Origin of the sequence: Streptomyces sp. NBC_01546 (assembly GCF_045208355.1) — a bacterium.
Classification (GTDB): domain Bacteria; phylum Actinomycetota; class Actinomycetes; order Streptomycetales; family Streptomycetaceae; genus Streptomyces.
Map to the genome: position 1 here is coordinate 3467715 of NZ_CP109379.1, position 25930 is coordinate 3493644.

General features: G+C 72.6%; 19 protein-coding genes. 5 read left to right on the forward strand and 14 right to left on the reverse strand.

The features are described from left to right. Positions 1-90: 90 nt before the first annotated feature. The gene (locus OHA89_RS15585; RefSeq protein WP_215143877.1) at positions 91-780 is read right to left on the reverse strand and encodes a response regulator transcription factor; all 690 of its coding nucleotides are present in this window, start codon (positions 778-780) and stop codon (positions 91-93) included. Next, positions 777-2075, reverse strand: a complete 1299-nt coding sequence (locus tag OHA89_RS15590; protein WP_266608085.1) for an ATP-binding protein — start codon at positions 2073-2075, stop codon at positions 777-779. Before OHA89_RS15590 ends, OHA89_RS15585 begins: the two co-directional genes overlap by 4 nt. A 131-nt stretch (positions 2076-2206) precedes the next feature. On the opposite strand from OHA89_RS15590, the gene OHA89_RS15595 reads away from it, so the two are divergent. Both OHA89_RS15595 and OHA89_RS15600 read left to right on the forward strand, forming a co-directional pair. Beyond that, complete coding sequence (locus tag OHA89_RS15595) at positions 2207-3490, forward strand: PspC domain-containing protein (protein ID WP_266608087.1); 1284 nt, start codon at positions 2207-2209, stop codon at positions 3488-3490. After that, on the forward strand, positions 3477-3701 hold the full coding sequence (locus OHA89_RS15600) for a hypothetical protein (RefSeq protein WP_406366416.1): 225 nt from the start codon (positions 3477-3479) through the stop codon (positions 3699-3701). Before OHA89_RS15595 ends, OHA89_RS15600 begins: the two co-directional genes overlap by 14 nt. Here the strand turns inward: OHA89_RS15600 and OHA89_RS15605 are convergent. The 4 genes from OHA89_RS15605 to guaA form a co-directional block, all read right to left on the reverse strand. Next, entirely contained in the window at positions 3647-4159 is a 513-nt protein-coding gene (locus OHA89_RS15605) for a TQO small subunit DoxD (protein WP_215143882.1), read from the reverse strand. The genes OHA89_RS15600 and OHA89_RS15605 overlap by 55 nt on opposite strands. An 18-nt stretch (positions 4160-4177) precedes the next feature. Continuing rightward, on the reverse strand, positions 4178-5434 hold the full coding sequence (locus tag OHA89_RS15610; RefSeq protein WP_266608091.1) for a hypothetical protein: 1257 nt from the start codon (positions 5432-5434) through the stop codon (positions 4178-4180). Positions 5435-5536: 102 nt separating this feature from the next. Beyond that, entirely contained in the window at positions 5537-6316 is a 780-nt protein-coding gene (locus tag OHA89_RS15615; protein WP_406366419.1) for a class II aldolase/adducin family protein, read from the reverse strand. Positions 6317-6461: 145 nt separating this feature from the next. Then, positions 6462-8048 carry a glutamine-hydrolyzing GMP synthase gene (gene guaA / locus OHA89_RS15620; protein ID WP_215143889.1) on the reverse strand — a complete coding sequence of 529 codons (1587 nt, stop codon included), beginning with the start codon at positions 8046-8048 and terminating at the stop codon, positions 6462-6464. 297 nt (positions 8049-8345) lie between these two features. Between guaA and OHA89_RS15625 the strand changes: the two genes are divergently transcribed. Beyond that, positions 8346-8609 (forward strand): chorismate mutase, encoded by a 264-nt coding sequence (locus tag OHA89_RS15625; protein ID WP_215143890.1) that lies wholly within the window; start codon positions 8346-8348, stop codon positions 8607-8609. Positions 8610-8874: 265 nt separating this feature from the next. Here OHA89_RS15625 and OHA89_RS15630 read toward each other — a convergent pair whose 3' ends face one another. The 7 genes from OHA89_RS15630 to OHA89_RS15660 form a co-directional block, all read right to left on the reverse strand. Further along, on the reverse strand, positions 8875-10527 hold the full coding sequence (locus OHA89_RS15630; RefSeq protein WP_406366422.1) for a peptidase: 1653 nt from the start codon (positions 10525-10527) through the stop codon (positions 8875-8877). A gap of 168 nt (positions 10528-10695) precedes the next feature. Further along, positions 10696-12492 carry a GMC oxidoreductase gene (locus OHA89_RS15635; protein WP_406366424.1) on the reverse strand — a complete coding sequence of 599 codons (1797 nt, stop codon included), beginning with the start codon at positions 12490-12492 and terminating at the stop codon, positions 10696-10698. A gap of 26 nt (positions 12493-12518) precedes the next feature. Continuing rightward, the gene (locus OHA89_RS15640) at positions 12519-14147 is read right to left on the reverse strand and encodes a succinic semialdehyde dehydrogenase (RefSeq protein WP_266608096.1); all 1629 of its coding nucleotides are present in this window, start codon (positions 14145-14147) and stop codon (positions 12519-12521) included. Positions 14148-14240: 93 nt separating this feature from the next. Next, entirely contained in the window at positions 14241-15839 is a 1599-nt protein-coding gene (locus OHA89_RS15645) for a serine/threonine-protein kinase (protein ID WP_266608098.1), read from the reverse strand. Between the two features lie 125 nt (positions 15840-15964). Further along, positions 15965-18373: a protein kinase gene (locus OHA89_RS15650; protein ID WP_406366426.1), complete on the reverse strand. Its 2409-nt coding sequence runs from the start codon at positions 18371-18373 to the stop codon at positions 15965-15967. 79 nt (positions 18374-18452) lie between these two features. Next, the gene (locus OHA89_RS15655) at positions 18453-20627 is read right to left on the reverse strand and encodes a protein kinase domain-containing protein (RefSeq protein WP_406366428.1); all 2175 of its coding nucleotides are present in this window, start codon (positions 20625-20627) and stop codon (positions 18453-18455) included. Positions 20628-20878: 251 nt separating this feature from the next. Continuing rightward, complete coding sequence (locus OHA89_RS15660; protein WP_215143903.1) at positions 20879-22585, reverse strand: glycerol-3-phosphate dehydrogenase/oxidase; 1707 nt, start codon at positions 22583-22585, stop codon at positions 20879-20881. 256 nt (positions 22586-22841) lie between these two features. On the opposite strand from OHA89_RS15660, the gene OHA89_RS15665 reads away from it, so the two are divergent. Beyond that, positions 22842-24071 (forward strand): nucleotide sugar dehydrogenase, encoded by a 1230-nt coding sequence (locus OHA89_RS15665; protein ID WP_215143905.1) that lies wholly within the window; start codon positions 22842-22844, stop codon positions 24069-24071. 116 nt (positions 24072-24187) lie between these two features. After that, complete coding sequence (locus tag OHA89_RS15670; RefSeq protein ID WP_215143907.1) at positions 24188-24664, forward strand: hypothetical protein; 477 nt, start codon at positions 24188-24190, stop codon at positions 24662-24664. A gap of 76 nt (positions 24665-24740) precedes the next feature. On the opposite strand, the gene OHA89_RS15675 is transcribed toward OHA89_RS15670, so the two are convergent. Continuing rightward, entirely contained in the window at positions 24741-25865 is a 1125-nt protein-coding gene (locus OHA89_RS15675) for a GuaB3 family IMP dehydrogenase-related protein (RefSeq protein WP_215143909.1), read from the reverse strand. Between the last annotated feature and the right edge of the window lie 65 nt (positions 25866-25930).

A 25930-nucleotide genomic window follows, 5' to 3' on the forward strand; every position in this document is an offset into this window, starting at 1 on the left:
CACGGGAACGTAGAGGGCCGCACGGCCGTTCCCGGTTGCCCCTCCCCCCTGCGGCATGGATCACATCGGGATCGTCGGATCGTCCTGCGGCTACACCAGCCGGCGGGCCGTCGCCCAGCGGGTCAGCTCGTGCCGGTTGGAGAGCTGGAGCTTCCTGAGCACGGCCGAGACGTGCGACTCCACCGTCTTCACCGAGATGAAGAGCTGCTTGGCGATCTCCTTGTACGCGTACCCGCGCGCGATGAGCCGCAGCACCTCGCGCTCCCGCTGGGTCAGGCGGTCCAGGTCCTCGTCGACCGGCGGGGCGTCCGTGGAGGCGAAGGCGTCGAGCACGAAGCCCGCCAGCCGCGGCGAGAACACCGCGTCCCCGTCCTGCACCCGGAAGATCGAGTTCACCAGGTCGGAGCCGGTGATGGTCTTGGTGACGTAGCCGCGCGCGCCGCCCCGGATGACCCCGATGACGTCCTCCGCCGCGTCCGACACCGACAGGGCCAGGAACCGCACCTGGTTCTCGGACGCCGCCATCAGCGGGGCGCAGCGCCGCAGCACCTCGACCCCGCCGCCGCCGGGCAGGTGCACGTCCAGCAGGACGACCTCGGGCCGGGTGGCGGTGATGACGGTGACGGCCTGGTCCACATCGGCGGCCTCGCCGACGACCTCGACCCCGGTCCGCCCGGTCTCGCCGATCTCGGCCTGTACGCCGGTCCGGAACATCCGGTGGTCGTCTACGAGCACCACCCTGACGCGCCGGGTCTCCTGCACACCGCTGTCCTCGGTCATGCTGCGTTCGCCGCCCTCTCCATCTCCAGCTCGACTTCCGTGCCGCCGTCGGGCGCCGACCGCAGCCGTGCGGTCCCGCCGTTGCGCTGCATCCGGCCGATGATCGATTCTCGTACGCCCATCCGGTCGTCCGGTACCGCGTCGATGTCGAAGCCCGGTCCCCGGTCCCGTACGGACACGAACACCGTCTGCCCCTCCACCTCCGCGTACACCTGCACCGGCCCGCCCTCGCCACCGTACTTGGCGGCGTTGACCATCGCCTCGCGCGCGGCCTGGACCTGTGCGGCCAGCCGCTCGTCGAGCGGGCAGTCGCCGACGACCACGACCTCGATGGGGACGCCGTGGTGGTCCTCCACCTCGGCGGCGGTCTTCTTCACGGCCTCCGCGAGGGTGGCCGGCTCCTCGGCCTCGTCCTTGCCGGTGCCCTCGGGCTTGTACAGCCAGTTCCGCAACTCCCGCTCCTGAGCCCGCGCGAGCCGGCGCACCTCGCCGACGTCCTCCGCGTTGCGCTGGATCAGGGTGAGGGTGTGCAGCACCGAGTCGTGCACGTGGGCGGCGACCTCGGCGCGCTCCTGGGCGCGGATGCGCATCAGGCGCTCCTCGGAGAGGTCCTGGGTCATCCGGATCAGCCAGGGTCCGGCGAGCAGCGCGACGCCGACGAGGACGGCGAGGGTGGCGGTGAGGACGTTGCCGAGCTGGGCCGCGGAGCCGCGCACGACGATGAAGACGGTGAGGCCGACGCCGACCAGGGCGACTCCGGCGAGCGCCCGGGCCGCTTGCAGCAGCCGCCCGTGCCGTCCGGCGGCCTCGGTCCAGTGGGCCCGGCGGGCGTTGTCGGCCTGCCGCCATACGAGGACCACCCCGGCCCCGACCAGCAGCGTCGGCCACACGTACCGGCCGGAGGCGCCGCCGACCTGGACCTGCGAGATGAAGATGCCCGCGCCGATACACAGCGCGATCAGCGCGCTGATCTGCCCCTTGTCGGGTTTGCGCAGGCGGCGCGTGCCGTCGGGCAGGGTCTCGAAGTAGGAACGGTGCCCGCTGCGGCCGCCGACGCCCAGCGGTACGAACACCCAGAACGCGGCGTACAGCAGCACGCCGAGGCCGTCGCCCCACATGAACAGGCCGAGGAAGGCCAGCCGGACCCAGATCACCGGCAGCCCGAGGTGCCCGGCGAGACCCCGCGCGACACCGCCGAGCATCCGGCCGTCGGCGCTGCGGTAGAGCTTGCGCTGCGGCGCTTCGTCCATGTCGGGTGCGAGCGGGGTACGGGGAGCGGCGGCGGCTGCGGGCATGTCACCAAGGGTCACACGCGCGGAGGCGGCCGGGCATCAGGGCTGCCCCCCAATTCCACCCGGGGGATATCAGGGTTGTGCCAGGGTCGGGCCCGATGCCACGGGCCGCCGCGGCCCGTCACCATGGACCCATGACCGAAGTACACGATGCCCCGCCGGCAGGGCCCGGGGCGCCCCAGCCTCCCGACGCCCGGCCTCCCCTGCGCCGCAGCAAGCGCGACAAGGTCCTCGCGGGCGTGTGCGGCGGCCTGGGCCGGTACTTCGACCTGGACCCGGTGATCTTCCGGATCGTGCTGGGGGTCCTCGCGGTCACCGGCGGCGTCGGCCTGATCTTCTACGGCTTCGCGTGGCTGCTGCTCCCCCAGGAGGGCGAGGAGGACAGCGAGGCGAAGAAGATGCTGACCGGCCGGGTCGAGGGCGCCACGCTCGCGGCGGTGTTCGCCGCGCTGGTGGGCTGCGCGCTGTTCCTGTCGATGCTGGACAACGGCGTGCTCGCGGTCTTCTCGGTGCTGGTCATCCTGGCGCTGGGCGGAGCTTCGTACTGGTCGCAGCGGCGGCGGACCGCCAACCCGGTCGAGACCGAGGCCCCCGCCCCGCCGGAGACGAAGGCTCCGCCCACCCCGGGCGGCCCGTCCTGGTGGCGGGACCCGCTGGTCAAGGACGGCACCACCGGCCCGGTCGGCGCGACGGGGTACCTGTGGGGCCCCGCCGACTCCGCCCCGGCGGAGCCCGGTGCGACGCCGGCCGTCCCCGCGAAGGCGCCCGCCGCCCCGGCCCGCCCGCGCGGCGGCATCGGCGGCCGGGTCTTCGTCCTGGCGCTGATCGCCGGGATCATCGGAGCGAGCGTCGACTGGCACGGCCGGCCGCTGGGCGAGGCCCTGCAGACGGGACTGGCCGCCGCGCTGGTCGTCTTCGGGCTGGGCCTCGCGGTCAGCTCCCTGCTGGGGCGCACCGGATTCGGCACCGTCGTGCTGGCCGTGCTGACGGCCGGCCTGCTCGCGGGCGCCGCCGTACTGCCCCGGGACATCGGCACGGACTGGCAGGAGGTCGACTGGCGCCCGGCGGCGGTGGCCGACGTACGGCCCGTGTACGAGGCGGGGACCGGGCTCGCCACCTTGGACCTGAGCCGTCTGGACGTGCCGAAGGGCACCACGCTGGCCGTCGGGGCCTCCCTGGACGCGGGGCGGCTGAAGGTGATCGTGCCCCGGGAGGTGACGGCCGAGGCCGATGTCTCGATCCGGCTGGGCGACATCCAGATGCCCGGGGACACGAGCGACGACGTACGGGTCCGCGGCGGCGGCGAACACCGGCAGGCGACCCTGCCGCCCCCCGCCGGCACCGAGGCCGGCGGGACGATCAAGCTGCACCTGAACACGGGTGTGGGACAGGTGGAGGTGGCCCGTGCAGCGTCATGAGTTCCAGCCGGGACGGCTGATCGCCGGGATGGCGCTGCTGGTGGCGGGCGTGCTGTACCTGCTCGACAGCAGCGGCGAGGCCGACGTGCCCTGGTTCCTGGTCATCCCGCTCGCGGTGGGCGGCCTCTCGCTCGCCGCGCTGATCGGGATGGTGACCTACGCCGTACGGCGCGACCACCGCGATCGGATCAGCGAGTCCAGCGACAGGTAGGGCGCCCCGGCGAGGATCAGCGGGGTCCAGGCCATCAGGTAGATCAGGTCGTTGCCGTAGTAGTACGGGGTCACCGCCCACGACACGGTGAGCCACAGGCTGAGCGAGATCAGCGCGCCGCCGACGGCCGCGACACGGGTCAGCAGGCCGGCCAGCGTCCCGAGGCCGACGAGGAGCTCCCCGATGGCCAGGGCGACGGCGAAGCCGACGGGGGCCTCGAGCGCCATGTCCACCATGGCGGGGATCGCGGAGGTGTCGCGCACCCCCCGCATCAGCTCCCCGATGGAGCCGGCGCCGGAGGCGGAGAGGAACGCGGAGTCGGTGAGCTTGTCCAGGCCCGCGTAGACGAAGGTCACGCCGAGGAAGATCCGCAGGGGCAGCAGTGCGTGCCGGCCCGCTTGCTCCCTCAACGAGGGGGCGTTCAGCAGGGGGACACCAGAGACATCAGTTCGGGTCACGCGTCATGTGTACCCCGATCACTCGGCCACGTCGATGATGCATCGGTTGGATTCCACCCCGGCGGCGGTCACCACCTGGATGTCGATCCGCCCCGGTTCCACCTCGGCCGGCACCGGCACCGTCAGCACGGTGTCGGACGGGTTGGTGAACCCGCCCGGCACCGGGACCAGCGGCACGTGCACGTGCACAGCCCCGATCCGCACCACCAGCCGGGCCAGCATCTCCGGCGTCTGCGCCCCGGGCGGCACGAAGCCCACCCCCCGGATCTCGATGTCGTCCCCGGGGCGGACGGCCGCGTCCAGGTCCCCGGGCTCCCGTCTGCGCACCACCGCCAGCACCAGCGGGCGGGTGCCCTCCGCGTACTTGGCCGCCATGTACACCACGGCCGACAGGGCCACCAGCAGGGCCAGGGACCACGGCAGCTGCGGCAGCCGGTCCGGGAACCGCGCCAGCGACACCGCCGCGTAGGCCAGCACCACCGTGGAGACGAGCACGTACTGCGCGTCCGGGAAGCTCCCGCGCCCCGCGTCGTCCGTCAGCAGGTCCACCCCGCGCGGCCGGTCGGCCGGCAGCTTCTGCAGCCGCTGGCCCATGATCCGTACGGTGACCACCCGGCGCACCACGACGGCCACCACCGAGGTCAGCGAGACCACCGCCAGCAGCGGCAGCGCCCGGTCCAGGGCCAGCCCCGCGTACAGGGCCTGCCGCTCGGGGCCCGGCGCCGAGGCCGCGAGCCGCAGCGCTGGCAGCAGTGCGGCGAAGGCCGTCAGCACCACCCAGGCGCTCGGCACCGCCTTGGAGGTGGACAGCCGGTTGTCCTCGCCGACCAGCGGGGCCAGCAGCCCGCCGCGTACCGACTGGGCGCGGGCCGCGACGGTGAGCAGCCCGGCCAGTACGAGGGCCGCCAACAGCCCGGCGGTGCGGGCCGTGGACCAGCCGGTGCCGAGCGCGGTGCCGACCTGGACGAGGAGCAGCATCCCGGCGGCGATCCACACGGCGAGCACGGCCCGCCGCGAGAACAGGTACAGCCAGGAGTTCCCGGCCTCCCGGCCCCGGTCGGCGACGGTGCGGGCCGACAGGGTCAGCTCGTCGGAGACCCACTGCCGGGACGCTCCCAGGGAGTGGGCCACGGCGTCCGGCACCCCCTGTCCGGCAGCGAACTCGTCGCGCTTCTCGAGGAAGGCGACCATGGCGCGGCGGTGTCCTTCCCGTGCGCAGTCGTCGCAGGCGCAGGCTGCGGTGTGAGTACCACGGGACATCTCTTGGACAGCCACGCGCGTGCCGCCTCTCTGAACTACGGTGCAATGCAAGCGAATTGTGCACCACTGCGGCAGTGTTCCGGATTGCGCACGATGTCAGAGCAGGTGATTAACGGTTCATGATGTTGACGCCACCGGCGTGTCACCGTTTTGGCGCAGGGGTTGGTAGTTCACCCAGGCGGCCAGATCGGACCCGAACCGCTCCCGCGTGGCGACCGCGCTGTGGTGGTCGATGGGCACCGGTTTCCCGGCCGCCCGCGCGATCAGCTGCACCTGCGCGGCCCGCTCGGCGGCGATGAACCACCAGACCGCCGCGTCCACCGAGTCCCCGACCGTCAGCAGCCCCCGGTTGCGCAGGATCAGCGCCTTGTACGGGCCCAGCGCGCGCCCGATCCGGCTCGCGTCCTCGGCTCCGGCGAACTCGTCCAGCAGCGCGTGGTCCTCGTAGAAGGCACAGGCCTCCTGGGAGATCGGGGCCAGCAGCTCGCCGAGACTGGCGAGGGCGCGGCCGTACGGTGCCTGCGTGCGTACGACGGCCACCACCCCGGGGCGCTCCCGGTGCACGGCGGCGTGCACGGCGAAGGCCAGCTCGTTGACCCGGCGGTCCCCCTGGAGGACCCGCCCGTCCCCGTCCACCAGCAGCAGGTCGCGGGGGGTCAGCCCGGCGAAGGCCCGCCCGAAGGGGTTCACCCAGTAGCAGTCCTCGAACTCCGGGTCCCGCGCGCTGACGTGCCCGGACACCCCGTCCTCGTACCCGAGCCTCCCCAGCAGCCGCAGCGCCCCGGCCAGCCGCTCCTTGCGGTGGGCGCGCTCGTCGGCCGGATCCGCGTGCGCGGGCGGCATCTCGAAGCCCAGCCGTTCCACGGGTACGGGTACGGGTACGGGCTGATCCGGCATGGGACCTCCTCCGACGGCTCGGGTCGCGGCGCAAGGTACCGGCGGCTTCGCCAAGTGGCCATAGAAACGACGCAGCCGCCGCTCCTTGCGGAACGGCGGCTGCGTCTCGGGTCCGGGTGGGGACCACGCGGGGACTACGCGGGGACTACTCCCACTCGATGGTGCCCGGGGGCTTGCTCGTGCAGTCCAGGACCACGCGGTTCACGTCCGGCACCTCGTTGGTGATGCGGGTGGAGATCCGCGCGAGCACCTCGTACGGCATGCGCGTCCAGTCCGCGGTCATCGCGTCCTCGGAGGAGACGGGGCGCAGCACGATCGGGTGGCCGTAGGTGCGGCCGTCGCCCTGGACGCCGACGCTGCGGACGTCCGCGAGCAGGACGACCGGGCACTGCCAGATCTCGCGGTCCAGGCCGGCCGCGGTGAGCTCGTGGCGGGCGATGGCGTCGGCCTCGCGCAGCAGGTCCAGGCGCTCCTTGGTGACCTCGCCGACGATGCGGATGCCCAGGCCCGGGCCCGGGAAGGGCTGGCGCTGGACGATCTCGTCCGGCAGGCCCAGCTCCTGGCCGACCATCCGGACCTCGTCCTTGAACAGCTGGCGCAGCGGCTCGACGAGCTCGAACTCGATGTCGTCGGGGAGCCCGCCCACGTTGTGGTGGGACTTGATGTTCGCGGTGCCGGTGCCGCCGCCGGACTCCACGACGTCCGGGTACAGGGTGCCCTGGACGAGGAAGGCGACCGCGGGGCCGTCCTCCTGGAGGATCTCCAGCTGCGCCTGCTCGAACACGCGGATGAACTCGCGGCCGATGATCTTGCGCTTGGTCTCCGGGTCGGAGACGCCGGCCAGCGCGTTCAGGAAGCGCTCCTGCGCGTCGACGACCTTCAGCTGCACGCCGGTGGCTGCGACGAAGTCCTTCTCGACCTGCTCGGTCTCGCCCTTGCGCATCAGACCGTGGTCGACGTACACGCAGGTCAGCTGCGAGCCGATGGCCTTCTGCACGAGGGCCGCGGCCACGGCCGAGTCCACGCCGCCGGAGAGGCCGCAGATGGCGCGCTTGTCGCCGACCTGCTCGCGGATCGCCGCGATCTGCTCCTCGACGATGTTGCCGGTGGTCCAGGTCGGGGACAGGCCCGCGCCCCGGTAGAGGAAGTGCTCCAGCACCTGCTGGCCGTGCGTGGAGTGCATCACCTCGGGGTGGTACTGCACGCCGTACAGCTTCTTCTCGTCGTTCTCGAAGGCCGCGACCGGGACGACGTCGGTCGACGCGGTCACGGTGAAGCCCTCGGGGGCGGCGGAGCAGGCGTCACCGTGGGACATCCACACCGACTGGTTCTCGGGGGTGCCCTCGAAGAGGGTGGAGCCGGCCTTGGAGACGGCCAGCGGGGTGCGGCCGTACTCGCGGGCGCCGGTGTTGTCGACCTGGCCGCCGAGGGTGACCGCCATCAGCTGGAAGCCGTAGCACATGCCGAAGACGGGGACGCCTGCCTCGAACAGGGAGCGGTCGAGCTGCGGGGCACCCTCCTCGTACACGGAGGACGGGCCGCCGGAGAGGATGATCGCCTTGGGGTTCTTCGCCAGCATCTCGGCGACGGGCATCGAGCTCGGCACGATCTCGCTGTAGACCCGTGCCTCGCGGACGCGGCGGGCGATGAGCTGGGCGTACTGGGCGCCGAAGTCGACGACGAGAACCGTGTCCGGGGCGCTGTCGTGGGCGGCGGAGGGTGCTTCTGGCACGGGGCGGCCTTCCGGCGGAAGAGGTGGCTGTTTTGTCGATTCTAACGGGGGACCCGTACCCCTCTTCGTCTCACCATCCGAACCGGGTTGGCCCGGAGGGGGACGGAAGGTAATAATCCGTTCCATGCGCAAGCAGCTGAGCTTCCTCTTTACCTATGGCACCGGCCGGTCCGGTCGCCATGGGTCCTCGTGATGCTCGCTTGAGCCACTGAACTTCCCAGAGCGCCCCGGTCCGACAGGACCGGGGCGCTCTGGCGTTTCCGCTCCTGTCGCAACGAACCACAGGAGACGAAGACCATGACCACGATCGCCACCACCCCCGAGCAGCTCATCGCCGGTTCCCGCGAGCGCATCGACGCCCTCGACGACCGGATCATCGGGCTGATCCAGGAGCGGATGGCCGTCTCGACGGTCATCCAGGAGGCCCGGATCTCCTCCGGCGGCCGCCGGGTGCACCTGTCCCGCGAGATGGAGGTGCTCTCGCACTGGAGCGACGCCCTCGGAAAGCCCGGCACCACCCTCGCCATGACCCTGCTGGAGCTGTGCCGGGGCCGCGTCTGACGGGCGTTCGTCACCCGTCCGGACCGTGACCGGCCCCGGGGCCCTTCGTTGGTGAGGTTGACCGCGCCAGCCAGGCGCGGAACCGCACCACCACGCGTGGCTCCGCAGGAGCGATGAGGCGCACACCCCGTGGGGAGTGTGTCGTGGGACCTCGCTCCCTCGCGTGACCGGACGGCAGGGGACAGCAGCCCGGTCACCCCATGAGGACGGCCGGCCAGGGGGACGCCCCGGGCCGGCCGTTCTTCTGTGTTCCGTGCTTACGCCGCTACGCCCGCCCGGTGGCCCGGCGGCGGAACGCCAGGAACACCGCGCCGCCGGCGGCGACCAGTGCCGCGCCGGCGATCAGCAGCGGACCGGCGGTGACGCCGGTGTTCGCCAGGCCGCCCTGCGCCGTGGCGGCGGTGCTCGCGCTGGTGCTCGCGCCGGCGCTCGGCGTGGCCGACGGGGTCGCGGAGCCCGTCGGCGCCGGGGTACCGGTCGTGGTCGGGCCCGGGGTCGGCGTGGTCCCGCCGTCCTTGGCGTTGATCACGAAGGCGGCCTTGTTGTTGGCGTGGCTCGGGTCCCAGTCCTGCGGCTTGGTGCCATCCGCAGTCCACTGGCCGACCGAGATGGAGCCCGTGGCGTCCGCCACGACCTTCTCGATCTTCAGCTCGAACGGGTAGGAGACCTTCTCCGTCTCCCCCACGATGTGGGTGGTTCCGCAGAAGTAGCGCGGGGCGCCCAGCTTCTGCTCGCGGTAGCTGCCGTCGGCGTTGACCCCGGAGCACTGCTCCGGAGCCTTCGTCACCTTCGCGCCCTGCGGGATCACGATGTCCGTCCGGGCGACGTCCTCACCCGAGCGCAGGTAGGCGACCCACGCCGGGCCCTTGTTCTCGAAGCCGAAGTCGGCCTTCACCGTCTCGCCGGCCTTGCCCTTGAGGGACACGGCACGCGCCACGAAGTCGGCGGTGTTCTTCGTCTGGAAGTCGAACTCGTGCTGGTTGTCCGACGGGTCGATGTCCGCGGACAGCGGGCCGGCCTTGGCCTCCCGCTCGACGACGGTCAGCTTCTTGCCCGTGCTCGGCCGCTCCTGCTTCTGCGAGGTCTTCGGCTGGGCGCCGGCCGCGTGCACCGCGTAGGTCATCCCGTCGATGAAGGCGTGCGGCTCCGCCTTGAGGGTCAGCGCGCTCTTCACCTCGTAGACCGTGCCCGGCTTGTACTCGCCGTCGAGGACGCACACCGTGGTGCCCCAGCCCGCGTTCCAGGGCCGGCCCGGGGTGTCGTTCTTGCTGTAGGAGCAGTTGTCGTACTTCTCGACCAGCCCGATGCCGTGGGTGGTGTTCACCTCCAGCGCCACGCCGTTGACGGACTCCGTGCCCGCGTTGGTGAAGACGATCGGCAGCGGCTGCGTCTCGCCCGGGGTCAGCTTCGCCTTGAGGGCGGCCGGCCCCAGCACCAGGTCGGGGCCGCCGACCTTGACCTTGGTGGTGGCCGGCTTGAAGGTGGCGCCGTCCGCCGTGCCGGTCATCGTCAGGTCGGCGACCGTGCCGACCACGCTGTCCTTGGCGGCGGTGAGGTCCAGGGACACCACGTTGCTGCCGTGCGTCCAGATCGCCCAGTCCTTGCAGGTCACCTTCGCGGCGACGAGGGTGCAGTCGCCGCCCCGGTCCTTGGGGAGCGCGACGTCGGCGACGCCCTTGAGCGGGCTCAGGTCGATCGTGAAGGTGCTCAGCCGGTCGAAGACGCTGCCGGTCTCGTTCTCGATGCGGAACTCGGCCGAGGTCTTCTTCGGCTGACCGCTCTGCCCGGGGTGCGGGCGCAGGCCGACCTCCGCCGGGCTGGTGAGCGTGAAGACCGGATCCGCGGCGTTCGCGGGGGCGGCGGCCAGACCGACGGCCGCCAGGCCGGCTGCCGCCAGCAGGGAGATGCGCTTTCTCATGCACCCGTTGACCAGTGGCCCCGCGTCGCGGTTGCACACTTCGCTGTGTGATCGACACCACAGCCCGGGCCGCCGGATTCCGGTACAACCATCCGTGGCGACCGCCTGTCACTCATGTACCGCGGCGGGTACCGCGCTCGGAGGGGGAGCGCGGTACCCGCCCGGTCATCAGGCCTGGTCCACGACCTTCGGCGGGACCTCCGGGACCGCCAGGAACGGCAGCCGCAGCGCGCCGAAGGCCTCCTTCGGAACCGCCGGACGGACCGGTTCCACCGCCGCGACGCGTACGTAGTCCGCGCCCTGCTCCGGCCGCGGGTCCTGCTCGCCCTTGTTCGGCCAGTACGACATCGCCCGCTCGGCCTGCGCCGTGATCGTCAGCGACGGGTTGACGCCGAGGTTCGCGGAGACGGCCGAGCCGTCCACCACCGAGATCCCCGGGTGCCCGTAGAGCCGGTGGTACGGGTCCACCACGCCCTCCTCCGGCGAGGCGCCGATCGGGCAGCCGCCGAGGAAGTGCGCGGTCAGCGGGGTGCCCATCAGTTCGCCGACGTTGCTGCCGGGAAAGCCGTTGATCTCCTCGGCCAGCAGGGTCGCGGCCTGGGTGGCCTCCGCGATCTGGACCGGGTTGGGGGCGCCGTGGCCCTGGCGGGCGGTCAGCAGCCCCTTCCCGATGCCGCCGGGCTTGCGGTAGGTGGTCAGCGAGTTGTCCAGCGACTGCATGACCAGGCCGATGATGGTCCGCTCCGACCAGCGCCGGTTGGAGAGCGAGCGGGCCAGCTGCACGGGGTGCCGGGCGGTACGGGCGAACCAGGCGCGGACCCGGTGCTTGGCGTAGGGCACCTGCAGGACGGTCATGAACCCCATGGCGTTGGAGCCCTTGCCGTAGCGGACGGGCTCGATGTGGGTGTCGGCGTTGGGGTGCACCGAGGAGGTGATCGCCACGCCCCGGGTGAAGTCGGCCCGCTGCGCCTTGCCGGGTCCATCGCCGTGCGCCTTGCGGTAGCGGCGGTCGTCGGTCTGCGCGCCGACCAGGCCCTCGGAGTTGGTCCGGGTCAGGTCGCCGAGCCGCTCCGAGATCTTCGGCAGCTCGCCCCGGTCCTTCATGGTGTGCAGCAGGGTCTGCGTGCCGTACGTACCCGCCGCGACGACCACGTACCGGGCGCGCAGCACCTTCGCCTTGCCCTTGCGGCGCTGGTCGGTGGGAACAGTACGGACCCGGTAGCCGCCCTCGGGGTGTTCGGAGAGCGCGGTGACCGTGGTCATGGGGTGGATGACGGCCCCGGCGCGCTCGGCGAGGTGCAGGTAGTTCTCGCCCAGGGTGTTCTTCGCGCCGTGCCGGCAGCCGGTCATGCACTCGCCGCATTCGGTGCAGGCCTTGCGGGCGGGTCCGGCGCCGCCGAAGTACGGGTCGGCGACCTCGTCCCCGGGCCGGACCTTCGCGTGGCCCTCGGCGTCGGCGCCGTCTCCGAAGAAGACGCCGACCGGGGCCATGTGGAAGGAGTCCGCCACGCCCATCTTCGCGGCGGCCGCCTTGAGGTGGACGTCGGAAGGGGTCATGGTCGGGTTGAGGCGCACGCCGAGCATCCGCTTGGCCTGGTCGTAGTACGAGGCCAGTTCGCCCCGCCAGTCGGTGATGGACGCCCACTGCCGGTCCTCGAAGAAGGCGGTGGGCGGCACGTACAGGGTGTTGGCGTAGTTGAGCGAGCCGCCGCCCACGCCGGCGCCCGCGAGCACCATCACGTTGCCGAGCAGGTGGATCCGCTGGATCCCGTACAGCCCGAGGGCCGGGGCCCACAGGTAGTTCCGCAGGTCCCAGCTGTTCTTGGGCAGGCTCTCGCGGGTGAAGCGGCGTCCTGCCTCCAGGACGCCGACCCGGTAGCCCTTCTCGGTGAGGCGCAGTGCCGAGACCGACCCCCCGAAGCCCGATCCGATGACGATGACGTCGTAGTCGTACGACTCAGACACGGTGCTGCCCCTTAGCGGAGTCTCGTTTAGCGGAATCGGAGTGCCTTCATGGCCTTGAGGCTGCGGGTCATGAACGCCGCGTACTTCTCGTCGTCCATGCCCAGCGAGGGCGCCATCGGGAGCAGCCGCTGGTGGGCGACGGTCTGGGCCTCGGTGTACTTGAGGATGCCCTCGGAGCCGTGGCGGCGGCCGAGGCCGGAGTCCTTCATGCCGCCCATGGGCGCCTGGGCGCTGCCGTAGGCAGGGGCGTAGCCCTCGTTGATGTTGACGGTGCCGGTGCGCAGGCGGGCGGCGACGGCGTGGCCGCGGCGCGCGTCCTTGGTCCAGACGCTGGAGTTGAGGCCGTAGGCGGTGCCGTTGGCCTCGGCGATCGCCTCGTCCTCGTCGGTGAAGCGGTAGATGGAGACGACCGGGCCGAAGGTCTCCTCGCCGCACACCGCCATGGGCGACTCGACGCCGTCGAGGATGGTGGGCTCGTAGAAGAGCGGGCCGATGTCGGGGCGGGCGGCGCCGCCCGCGACGAGGGTGGCGCCCTTGGCGACGGCCTCGTCGACGTGCCGCTGTACGGTCTCCAGCTGGCGCGTCCCCACCAGGGAGCCCATGTCGGCGCCGTAGGCCAGCGAGCTGCCCAGGCGCATGGCCTTGGTGCGGGCGGCGAACCGCTCCACGAAGGCGTCGGCGATCGAGGAGTGGACGTAGAGCCGCTCGATGGAGATGCACAGCTGTCCGGCGGAGGAGAAGCAGGCGCGGACGGCGCCCGCGGCGGCCTTCTCGATGTCGGCGTCGTGCAGGACGAGCATGGCGTTCTTGCCGCCGAGTTCGAGGGAGACGCCGACGAGGCGGTCGGCCGCGCCCCGGGCGACCTCTCGGCCGGTGCGGGTGGAGCCGGTGAAGGAGACGTAGTCGGCGTGCCGGACCACCTCGGGGCCGACGACGGGACCCTCGCCGAGGACGATCTGGAAGACCTCGGCGGGCAGCCCGGCCTCGATGAGCAGGTCGCGGGCCCACAGGGCGGTCAGCGCGGTCTCGGTGTCGGGCTTCATGACGAGCGCGTTGCCGGAGACGAAGGCGGGCAGGGCGTCGCCGACGGAGAGTTCGAGCGGGTAGTTCCAGGGGGCGATCTGGCCGACGACCCCGCGCGGCTGGCGCAGTTCGGTGACCTTGGTGAGGGTGGGCATGGCGCCCGTGTGGCCCTTGGGGCGCAGGTACGAGGGGGCCTTGCGGCCGTAGTGGCGGGCGGCGACGGCTACCGCCTGGACCTCCTCGTGGGCGTGCAGGCGGGCCTTGCCGGTCTCGAGCTGGATGAGGTCGAGGACCTCGGCCTGCCGGGCGAGCACCAGGTCGTGGAAGCGCAGCAGGACCGCCGCGCGCTTGCGCACGGGGACGGCGGCCCAGGCGCTCTGGGCGGCGCGGGCCCGGGCGAACGCCTCGGCCACGTCCTCGGGGGTGGCCTCGGGGAGCTCCGCCAGCCGGTCCCCGGTGAAGGGGGTGTGGTTGGCGGTGCGGCCGGAGCCGATCACCCCGCGGGTGAGGCGGACGACCAGATCGGGGGTCACCACGTCGGCGGCGGTGCGGGCGCCGGCCGGGGCCGGGGCGACCGGGTTGGTGGGTGCCGGTGCGGTGCGGAGGGGGGCCGGGGCCTGCGAGTCCGTCATGCCGGTGAGCGTATTGCGCCGGACAGGCTTTGGGTACCCGCCGGTAACCGGATTTTGCCATTTCCGCCAGTGATCGCTGGCAGAATGCCGGAATCAGGGCTTCACGGGGGGCGGCTCCCAGCCGCTGAGCACGATGTCGAACTGCTGTTGGGTCGTGGCCCAGTCGGCGACCGGGCTCGACATGTAGACGGCGTACTCCGTCTCGTCCGGGGCGATGTACATCTGCTCCCTGGCCCGGCGCGGACCGGGGTGGTTCACCTTCTCCGTCCAGCTGAAGTCCCAGAGCGCGGCCCGGGTGCTGTCCCGGAAGGTGTTCTGGTTCAGCAGCTGCTTCTTGTAGTCGGTCCGCTTCTGCACCTGTCTCTCCAGGTCGAGCAGGTGCGCGTACGGGTCCTTGTAGTCCGGGGTGGAATCGGCGGCGATCCGGATGAGGTGCTTTCCGTTGTCCGGGGTGTAGTCGATCTGGTCGCCGTTCGTCTGGCGCGTCCAGCCCTCCGGGACGAACAGGGTGAATCCGCCGATGGGGTCGGTGACCTTGGTGTATCCGGCCGGCACCGCGTCGTCGGGGGCGCTGACGTTCTTGTCCGAGTCGCCGTCCTTCTCGGTGTCGCTCGTGTACTTGAGCGCCCCGAAGACACCGCCGCCGCCGAGCAGCGCCGCCACCAGGGCGATCACCGCGGCACGTTTGATCCAGCCGTTCGCCGGCGCCTCGGACGCGGCCGCGGGCCCGGGGGGCTCGGGCAGCTGCGCCGTCGGCGTGGCGTCCGGCCGCACGAGGGGCTCTTCGGGCCGGTCCTGCGCCGGGGCCAGTTCCTCCGAGGTCACCGCGCGCGTCGGCACGTACGCCTGGGCGGCCTTCGGCTCCCGGCCCTCCATCGCCTCCAGCAGCATCCGCTCGGTCTCCACGACCGTGGGGCGGTCCGCCGGATCCTTGCGCAGCAGGGCCGTGATGACCGGCCCCAGCGCGCCGGACTGCTTCAGGGCCGGCGGTTCCTCGTTGACCACGGCCTGGAGGCTGGAGATGGGCGAGGTGCGGCGGAACGGCGAACGGGCCTCCACGGCCGTGTACAGGGTGGCGCCCAGCGACCACAGGTCGGAGGCCGTGCCCGGGGTCCCGCCGGTGACGCGCTCGGGGGCCAGGTAGTCGATGGAGCCGACGATCTCGCCGGTGCGCGTGATGGAGGAGTCCCCCTCGATCGCCGCGATCCCGAAGTCCGTGAGCAGCACCCGGCCGTCCTTGGCCAGCAGCACGTTGCCCGGCTTCACGTCTCGGTGCAGTACGCCGACCGCGTGCGCGGCGCGCAGCGCGCCCAGCACGTGCAGCCCGATCCTGGCCGCCTCGCGGGGCTCGATGCGCCCGGCCGCCTTGGCCGCGTCCGCGAGGGAGGGGCCGTCGATGTACTCCATGACGATCCACGGCCGGTCGTCGTGCTCCAGCACGTCGTGGACGGTGACGACCGCCGGATGCTGGATCCGGGCCGCGGCCCGGGCCTCCTTCTGCGTCCGGGCGTGCATGACGTCCCGGTCCGCCTGGGCGACGTACAGACCCGCCGTCAGTTCCTTGACGGCGACGGTCCTGTGGAGCAGCTCGTCATGCGCGCGCCACACCTTGCCCATGCCGCCCCGGCCGATCGGCTCGATGAGCCGGTACCGGCCCGCCAGCACGGCGCCCCCACCTGTCTGCTGTTCCACGAAACCCCGCCGCTCTCTGCACTTCAGGCCAGATTACGGAGCCCACGGGCGCTGTCGGAACCGCCCGGCCGTGGAAAGCCCGCACTGTGACGCAATCGCCGTGTTGACTGCTCGTCAGGCACCGCTCAGCCGCCCGACTTGTAACTCGCCGTGGCCTTCTCGAAGACTTCGGTGACCTTGCCCTGTTCGTCCTCCGGCCCGGTCACCATGACGACGTGGTAGCTGCCGCCGAGCGCGACGACGAAGTTGCGGGCGAAGACGTTGCGGCCGGTGCCGTCGATCCACGTGTAGCGGCCCGTGGCACGCAGTTGCTGGCCGACCTTGGTGGTCTTGACGTCGCCGACGGTGGACCAGGTGGAGGTCCGGTACGGCGTCAGCTCCTGCTCCTTGTCCTTCTGGTACGCCGCCGGGTCCGGGTTGCCCTCGACCTTGTCCCGGCCGGGGACCACGGTCAGGGTGAACTGCCCGCCGGTGTAGCGCACCTGGCCGGCCTCGTTGATGCCGCGGCGCTCCCAGCCGTCGGGGACCACGATCTCGAAGTGCTCCGGGTCCTGCTGGGTGGTGTACCCGGCCGGGGCGGGCGGGGCCGACGCCGTCGGGGGCGGTGTCGTCGTCTGGGGTGCGGGCTTGGACTCGGGGGTACCGGTGGGGACCTGGGACGGGCTCTGCTTGGGCGGGGTCTGCGCGGTGTCGCCCTGGCCCGCCGGGGCGGCGGACCGCGGCATGAACAGCATCGCGTACGCCACGGCCCCGGCGAGCAGGACCAGGATGCCGACCAGCAGGGTCCGGCCCAGCGAGCGGGGCTTGCGGGGGGCCGAGGGATTGCGGTGCCGCCCGTGGAGGTCGCCGCGGCGGCGTACGACGGGCAGCCGCGCGGGATCGGGATCGGGCATCGGGAGCATGGCGAAGCCCGCGTCGGGCTCGGGGGCGGACCGTACGAGCGAGCGCAGCCAGCCCCGGAGCTCCTCGAAGTCCGGGCGCTCGGTCGGGTCCTGACGCAGCAGCGATTCCACGACCGGGCGGAGCGCGCCGCACTCCTCGGCGAAGGCCGGAGGCTCGGCGCAGACCATCTCGACGAGTTCTGCGACGCTCTCCTCGGGGTACGGGGCGTGCCCCTGGACGGACCGGTACAGCAGCGCGCCGAGCGCCCAGAGGTCGGTGGCGGGGCCGACGGGGGCCGCGATCTGCCAGGGCCCGGTCACGGGGCGAGCCTGCTCGGGGGCCCAGCGCTCGGTGACGGCTCCGACGACCGTCATCCGCGTCAGGCGCGCCCGCTCGGCGTCCAGGCCACTGCGCGGGCCTGCCCAGCCGGTGCCGGGGCCCGTGCCGGTTTGCGAGGCTGATCGGGTCGACGGGGCCGGCGCCTGTTCCGGGGCGTCGGCCTGGCGGTAGCCCTGGGGCAGCGCGAGCTGGGCGGGCAGTACGGGCGACTGCGGCGCCTGTGTCACCTGAGGTGCCTGTGCTGTTTGCGGTGTCTGCGGTGTCTGCGGATCGGGCTCCCGGTCGGGCTCCGGCTCGGGCTCCCCGTCGGGCTCCCGCTCGGGAGGCGCGAGGGCCGGGCGGCGGGGGGTCGCGCCGTGCCAGGGCGCGGTGGCGGCGGTCTCGGGGCCGCCGTACGGGTACGAGTACCCCTGCGGGAGGGCCGACCCCTGCGGCCTCGGCTCCGGCACGACGATGGGATCGGCCCGGCGCTGCTCGCCGACCTTGGCGGCGGCCGCCCGCGTCCCGGCCCGGTACGCGGCGATGGCCCCGGCCCGCGCGGCGGCCTTGAGCTCCGGCTGGTCCTCGGGGCGCCCTGGGGTGATGTGGTCGGTGTACCGCGGCCCCGTGTCGTACCCGGGAGCCACCAGCGGCGCGTACCCGGGATCGGGCCGGGGCCCGGGGTCCGGCGACGCGGGCTCCGGGCGCGGGGCGGGAGCCGCGGCCCAGCCCTCGTCGCCGCCCGAGGCCTCGGGGCCGCCCGGGACGGGGTCGTACCCGCACAGGGCCTCCTCGGCCGCGCCGGCAGCCAGGCCGGTCAGCACGACCCGCCCGTCATCGCAGACCAGTACCGTCCGTACGGTGATGTTGCGGTGGGTCCAGCCGTGCGCGTGCAGCACCCGCAGCGCGGTCAGCACGTCCGAGGCCACCTCCGCCGCCCGGTAGGGGCTCAGCGGCTCGTCGGCGATCAGCGCCGCCAGGGGCCTGGCCGGGACCAGTTCGCTCACTATCCACAGCGACCCGCCCTCGGCGAACACGTCGAAGACCTGGTCCAGCCGCGGGTGATCGGGAATGGCCGCGGCGGCCTGCGCCGCCTCGATCGCGCGCCGCACGGCCGGCAGATCGCCCGGGGCGCGGCCCCCGGCCACCGGGACGGCGCGGTGCCCGTCCAGCAGTTCGGCGTCCACGACCTCCGGCAACGGCACCTGCCGGACCAGGACTTCCTGCCCGCTGCGGGTGTCGAAGGCCCGGGTCTCCACCAGCTCGTACTCGTCCGTCGGCGGCAGCGGCAGACGGTAGCGGTGGGCCAGGATCCGGCCCGCGTAGTCCTCCACATCGCCTCCCCCGAGTGCTGGGGGCACCCCCGTGGCCCCGCTGACACGATACGTCTCCGGGGCCGCCCGCGTCCCGAGGTCAGCCGAGCGGCTGGAAGGTCTCGAAGGCGGTGGTGCGCATCTGCGTGCACTCGGGGCCGTCCCATTGGTCGGCCGGGCAGCTGATCATGATGGCGTAGCCGTGCGTCGCGTCCATCTTGAAGCCGCGGTTGAGGACGCGGACCCGGATGCCGTTCTGGTCGCGCTCGAACTCCCAGTCGGCGACGGTGGGGTAGTTCCGGTAGCTCGCCAGGTCGATCCTGAGCAGCTTGTAGTTCGTGCTGCTGGCCGCCGTACCGGGATTCGATTCGATCCAGGCCTTGCGCGCGTCGTCGCCCGGGGTGTCGTTGTAGTCGACCTGGATCCGGGGGAAGCCGCCGTCACGGCTGTATATCCCGCCCGATTTCCTGCCCGCTATGCCCGTCAGGTGGAAGCCCTCGGGCATCGCCATCGTGAAGTGGAATCCAGGGTCCGTCACCAGGGCGTATCCCGCCGGGAGTCCACTGCCGGCACCCCCGGGCTGTGCGCCCTGGCCTTGTCCCTGGCCCTGGCCCTGCCCCTGGTCGGCGCCCGGGCTCTGCTGCCCCTGGCCGCCGGGGGTGGCGTTGCCGCCCCCCGTCCCGGCGCCCGGCTCACCGGACTTGGCCGAGGGCTGGGGGCTCTGCGCGGCGCCGCCCGACGACGGGCCCGCGGACGCGGACGGGTTGGTGCTGCCGCCCTTGCCCTCGTTCTTGCGGCCGTCGTTGTCGTCGCCGCTGATGGCGTAGGCGATGAGCGAGCCGACCGCCGCGAGCACGACCACCACGGCGGCTATCGCGAGCGCGATGGTGCGGCGCGGCATGACGTCGGTGAGCGGGGCCATCACCGGGGCGGTCCTGGTGCTGGGCTTGGGCGCGGACTCGGGCTTGTCCGCCGGCGACTCCGCGGCCGTGGCGGCCGTCGTGGCCGACGCGACCGCCGCCGCCTTGCGGGCCGACTTCAGTGCGGCGCGGGCGCGTTCGCGCTGCTCCCGGTCCCGGCGCTCGCGTTCCTTCTTCGCCGCCTTCTCGGCCGCCTTCTCCGCGGCGGCCTTCTCGGCGGCCGCCTTGGCGTCCGCGAGCGATATCTGCCGGGTCTCCTCGGCGGGCGGGGCCGCCACCGGGACCGGCTCGGGCTCGGGCGCGTTGATGACGGCGTTGAGCATCGCCCGCGCCCGGACGTCGTCCAGGCGGTGGGCCGGGTCCTTGGCGAGCAGACCGTAGATGACGTCGGTCAGCGGGCCGGCGTTCTTGGGCGGGTCCACCGGCTCGGTCATCACCGCGGTGAGGGTGGCGAGGGCGGAGCCCTTGTCGTACGGGGGCACGCCCTCGACGGCGGCGTACAGCAGGCCGCCGAGCGACCACATGTCGGCGGGCGGGCCGGGCTTGTAGCCGCGGGCACGCTCGGGAGAGATGTAGGACGGGGCGCCGACGAGCATGCCGGTGGAGGTGACGGAGGGGTCGCCCTCGACCTGCGCGATGCCGAAGTCGGTGAGGACGACGCGGCCGCTGGCGGCGATGAGCACGTTGGACGGCTTGACGTCCCGGTGCAGGATGCCCTGCCCGTGCGCGGCGCGCAGCACATCGAGCACGGCAAGGCCGACCTCGGCGGCGCGGCGCGGGGTGAGGGCGCCGTTCTCCCGTATGAACTCGGCGAGCGAGGGGCCCTCGATGAGCTCCATGACGATCCACGGCCGGGCATCCTCGTCGACGACGTCGTAGACGGTGACCGCTCCGCCGCTGCGGATCCGGGCGATGGCCTTGGCCTCGCGGAGGGTACGGGTGATGAGGCGCCGCTTCTCGTCCTCGTCCACGCCGCTGCCGAACCGGAGTTCCTTGACGGCGACCGTCCGGCCCAGGGTCTCGTCCTCGGCCCGCCAGACGGTACCCATCCCGCCCTTGCCGAGCACGGCCCCCAGCCGGTACCGCCCGGCCAGCAGCCGCCCCTTGTCCTTCTCGGCGGCGGGCTTCGCGTCCTGGGACGCGGCCGCAGGCGCAGGCTCGGCCTTGGCCTTGACCGGCTTCGCGGCGGCGGGCTTGGCCTTGGTCAACCCCGGCTTCGCGGCCGCAGGCTCCGGCTTCGCGTCCTCGGGCTCGGCCGTCACCGCAGGCGCAGGCTCCGCCTTCGCGACAGGCTCCGGCTTCGCCGCAGGCACGGCCTCGGCGTTGGCCGGCTCGGGCTCCGATTCCGGCTCCACGACAGCGGGCTTCGCATCTTCCGGCTCAGCCGTAGGCGCCCCGGCAGGTGACTCGGTGTGCTCCGGCTTCGACATGCGTCCCCTCTGCGATCGTGCCGCTGCTCCGCCTGCCCCGACGGCCGGCCAACTCGGCGGCCGAGCGACCCGGCGGCCGGGGTCCGCGTAACCCACCCCGGCAGAACCTTCATTGTCCCTCACTCCGCAACGGACGGGCGCCCCGGGTCCGCGGTTCCCCCTTCCGCATCCCGGAGTTACAACGGAACGATGTCGGGCGCCCCCAGCCGCGCCGCGTCCGCCGTCTGGTCGTCAGGCTGGCGCTGCGATTCCCGCTCCGCCTGTACCCGCTTCTCGTAGTGCTCCACTTCTTTCTCGATCTGCTGCTTGTCCCACCCCAGCACCGGCGCCATCAACTCCGCACACTCCCGCGCCGACCGCGTCCCCCGGTCGAAGGTCTCGATCGAGATCCGCGTCCGCCGCGTCAGCACGTCGTCCAGGTGCCGCGCCCCCTCGTGCGAGGCGGCGTACACGATCTCGGCCCGCAGGTAGTCCTCCGCCCCGGTGACCGGCTCACCCAGCCCCGGATCGGCGGCGATCATGTCCAGCAGCTCCTCCGTCAGCGACCCGAACCGGTTCAACAGGTGCTCCACCCGCACCACGTGAAGACCCGTCCGGGCGGCCATCCTCGCCCGCGCGTTCCACAGCGCCCGGTACCCCTCCGCGCCCACCAGCGGCACGTCCTCCGTGACGCACTCCGCCACCCGCTGGTCCAGCCCGTGCACCGCCTCGTCGACCGCGTCCTTGGCCATGACCCGGTACGTCGTGTACTTGCCGCCCGCCACCACCACCAGCCCCGGCACCGGGTGCGCCACCGTGTGCTCGCGCGACAGCTTGCTAGTCGCGTCCGACTCCCCGGCCAGCAGGGGCCGCAGGCCCGCGTACACGCCCTGGACGTCGTCCCGCGTCAGCGGCACCGCCAGCACCGAGTTCACGTGCTCGAGCAGGTAGTCGATGTCCGCACTCGACGCCGCCGGATGCGCCTTGTCCAGGTCCCAGTCGGTGTCCGTGGTCCCCACGATCCAGTGCCGCCCCCACGGGATGACGAACAGCACCGACTTCTCGGTCCGCAGGATCAGCCCGGTGCTCGAATGGATCCGGTCCTTCGGTACGACCAGATGGATGCCCTTCGACGCCCGTACGTGGAACTGCCCGCGCTCCCCGATCAGCGCCTGGGTGTCGTCCGTCCACACTCCGGTCGCGTTCACGACCTGCTTCGCGCGGATCTCGTACTCCCCGCCGCCCTCCACGTCCCGCACCCGCGCGCCGACCACCCGTTCGCCCTCACGGAGGAAGCCGATCACTCTCGCCCGGTTGGCGCATTGCGCCCCGTACGCCGCGGCCGTCCGGACCAGGGTCGCCACGTACCGCGCGTCGTCCATCTGGGCGTCGTAGTACTGCAGGGCGCCCACCAGCGCGTCCTTGCGCAGCGCCGGGGCCACCCGCAGCGCGCGCTTGCGCGAGAGGTGCCGGTGCACCGGCAGCCCCCGGCCGTGCCCGCTGGAGATCGACATCGCGTCGTAGAGCGCCACGCCCGAGCCCGCGTACCACCGCTCCCAGCCCTTGTGCTGCAAGGGGTACAGGAACGGCACCGGCTTCACCAGGTGCGGTGCGAGGCGCTCCAGCAGCAGGCCGCGCTCCTTCAGCGCCTCCCGCACGAGGGCGAAGTCGAGCATCTCCAGATACCGCAGGCCGCCGTGGATGAGCTTGCTCGACCTGCTGGAGGTGCCCGACGCCCAGTCCCGCGCCTCCACCAGGCCGGTCGACAGGCCTCTGGTCGCCGCGTCGAGCGCGGTGCCGGCGCCGACCACGCCCGCGCCCACGACCAGTACGTCCAGCTCCCGCTCGGCCATCCGGGCGAGGGCCTCGGCGCGCTGCGCCGGTCCCAGTGTCGCTGTCCTCACGGCTGCCTCCCGTTGGTGCGGGTGCTCCCCGCGTCGCGCGGGTGATCCCGCTCACATCCCCGTTTCATGATTCTGACCGCCCGCACCCACATCAGCCACCGCCTGTGGACAACACAACGGCGACCACCACCCCAGAATGCGACATATCTGTCATATATACGCCTAGTCTGACATTGCGCCAGCTCCCTCCGGGCTTCCCCCGTCCACAGGACTTGCGCGCGCATCCCCCTCATGTCAGGGAAGGGACGGCACCCCCATGCCCGCAGACCTCGCCGTCATCGGACTCGGCCATCTCGGCCTCCCCCTCGCCCAGGCGGCCGTCGCCGCCCGGATCGAGACGGTCGGCTACGACAGCGGTCCGGTCACGGACTCCACCCTCACCGCCGCCGAGATCCGCCGCATGTCGGCGGCCGGCTTCCGGGTCACCACCAACCCCGCCGAGCTCGGCCGGGTCCGTACCGCCGTCATCTGCGCCCCCACCCAGCTCGGCGCCGACCGCGCACTGGACCTGTCCGCCGTCGGCGAGGCGGGCCAGGCGCTCGCCGCCCGGCTGCGCCCGCACACCACCGTGATCCTCGAATCCGCCGTCCACCCGGGCGTCACCGAGGAGTACCTGCGCCCGATCCTCGAAGCGGGCTCCGGGCTCCGGGCCGGCCGGGACTTCCACCTGGCCTACTCCCCCAGCCGCCACGACCCGGGCAACCGCACGCACGGCATCGCCAACACCCCCAAGGTGATCGGCGGCCTCACCCCCGCCTGCACGGAGAGCGCGCACGCCTTCTACGCCCGCCTCACCGAGAAGGTGGTCCGGGCCCGCGGCCTGCGCGAGGCCGAGACCGTACAGCTCCTGGAGACCAACTACCGGCACGTCAACATCGCCCTGATGAACGAGATGGCGGTGCTCTGCCACGACCTCGGCGTCGACCTGTGGGACGTCATCCGCTGCGCCGAGACCAAGCCGTACGGTTTCCAGGCGTTCCGCCCCGGCCCGGGGGTCGGCGGCCACGGGGTCCCCCTGGACCCGAACTACCTCCCCCACACCACCCGCACCCCCGGCCACCCCCTGCGCATGATCGGCCTGGCCCAGGAGATCAACAACCGGATGCCGCAGTACGTCATCCAGCGGTCCGCCACCCTGCTGAACGAGCACGGCAAATCCGCCCGCGGCGCCCGCGTCCTCCTCCTCGGCGTCACCTACAAGCCCGACCTCGCCGACCAGGAGGGCTCTCCGGCGCGCGAGATCGCCAGCCGCCTCCTCGACCTGGGGGCGCTCGTCAGCTACCACGACCCGTTCATCACGGGCTGGCGGGTCAGGGACCAGCCGGTCCCCCGGGCCGATTCCCTGTACGAGGCCGCCGCCAACGCGGACCTGACGATCCTGCTCCAGCACCACCGCACCTACGACCTGCAAGGCCTCGCGGTGAAGGCCCAGTTGCTCCTGGACACCCGCGGCGCCAGCCCGGCGGGCGCGGCCCACCGGCTCTGAGCCCGGAAATTCCCCCTCACGGATGTGGTTCCCGCCTGCTAGCCTGCGGCGTCACTTATCTCGCACTTACGCCCTCCGGGCGTTCGCATGCCCGAATCCCTGGGGGGGATTTCCCAATGAGCCAGAACTTCCAGCCGCCGGCGCCCGACTCCGTCACCGAGGCCCCGGCCGCCCCGGCCCCGGCCCGCACCGGCAACCTCGGTCTCGGCATCGTCGCCGCCGTCGTCGCGGCCCTGGTCGCGGCCGGCGCCTACGGCGGCATCATGAACGCCATCGACCGCGAGGTCGGCTACGCCGCGGCCGGTGTCGGCCTCCTCGTCGGCCTCGCCGCCGGCAAGGTCGGCGGCCGCAACCCGGTCCTGCCCGTCGTCGCCGCCGTCCTCTCGCTCGGCGCCGTCTACCTCGGCCAGCTCTTCTTCATCGCGCTCGTGCTGGCCGACTACGGCAGCGTCGGCGTGGGCGAGGTCATCAGCGAGGCGGGCATCGGCGGCCTGAACGACCTCTGGAAGGAGAGCATGGACGCGATGTCCTTCCTCTTCCTCGCGATCGGCGGCTTCGTCGCCTTCGGCTCGGCCAAGAAGGTCAGCGACTGACCCGGCGCCACCACGTACGCCGGAGGGCCGGCACCCCACTCGGGGTGCCGGCCCTCCGGCGTTGCCACGGGAACCGTCAGCGGCTGTGCTGCGAGTCCGCGACCGTGACCTCGACCCGCTGGAACTCCTTGAGCTCGCTGTAGCCGGTGGTGGCCATCGAGCGGCGCAGCGCGCCGAAGATGTTCATCGAGCCGTCCGGGGTGTGCGACGGACCGGTGAGGATCTCCTCGGTGGTGCCGACCGTGCCCAGGTCCACCTTCTTGCCGCGCGGCACGTCCTCGTGGACGGCCTCCATGCCCCAGTGGTTGCCCTTGCCGGGCGCGTCGGTGGCGCGGGCCAGCGGGGAGCCCATCATCACGGCGTCGGCGCCGCAGGCGACGGCCTTCGGGATGTCGCCCGACCAGCCCACGCCGCCGTCGGCGATGACGTGCACGTAGCGGCCGCCGGACTCGTCCATGTAGTCGCGGCGGGCCGCGGCCACGTCCGCGACGGCGGTCGCCATCGGGACCTGGATGCCGAGCACGTTGCGCGTGGTGTGCGCGGCGCCGCCGCCGAAGCCGACCAGGACGCCCGCGGCGCCGGTGCGCATCAGGTGCAGGGCCGCCGTGTAGGTGGCGCAGCCGCCCACGATGACCGGGACGTCGAGCTCGTAGATGAACTGCTTGAGGTTCAGCGGCTCGGCGGCGCCGGAGACGTGCTCCGCCGACACGGTGGTGCCGCGGATCACGAAGATGTCCACGCCCGCGTCCACGACGGCCTTGGAGAACTCGGCGGTGCGCTGCGGGGACAGTGCGGCGGCGGTAACGACGCCGGAGTCGCGCACCTCCTTGATCCGCTGCCGGATCAGGTCCGCCTGGATCGGGGCGGAGTAGATCTCCTGGAGACGGCGGGTGGCGGACTGCTCGTCCAGCTCCGTGATCTCGTCGAGCAGCGGCTGCGGGTCCTCGTACCGGGTCCACAGGCCTTCGAGGTTCAGCACGCCGAGGCCGCCGAGCTCGCCGATGCGGATCGCGGTCTGCGGGGAGACGACCGAGTCCATGGGGGCGGCCAGGAAGGGGAGCTCGAAGCGGTACGCGTCGATCTGCCAGGCGATCGAGACCTCCTTCGGGTCCCGGGTACGCCGGCTCGGGACGATGGCGATGTCGTCGAACGCGTACGCCCTGCGGCCGCGCTTGCCGCGCCCGATCTCGATCTCAGTCACGTGTGGTGGCCTTTCCTCTGGGTCTGCCCGTCCAGTATCCCCGAACCCCGGGGGCCCGCGTTCCG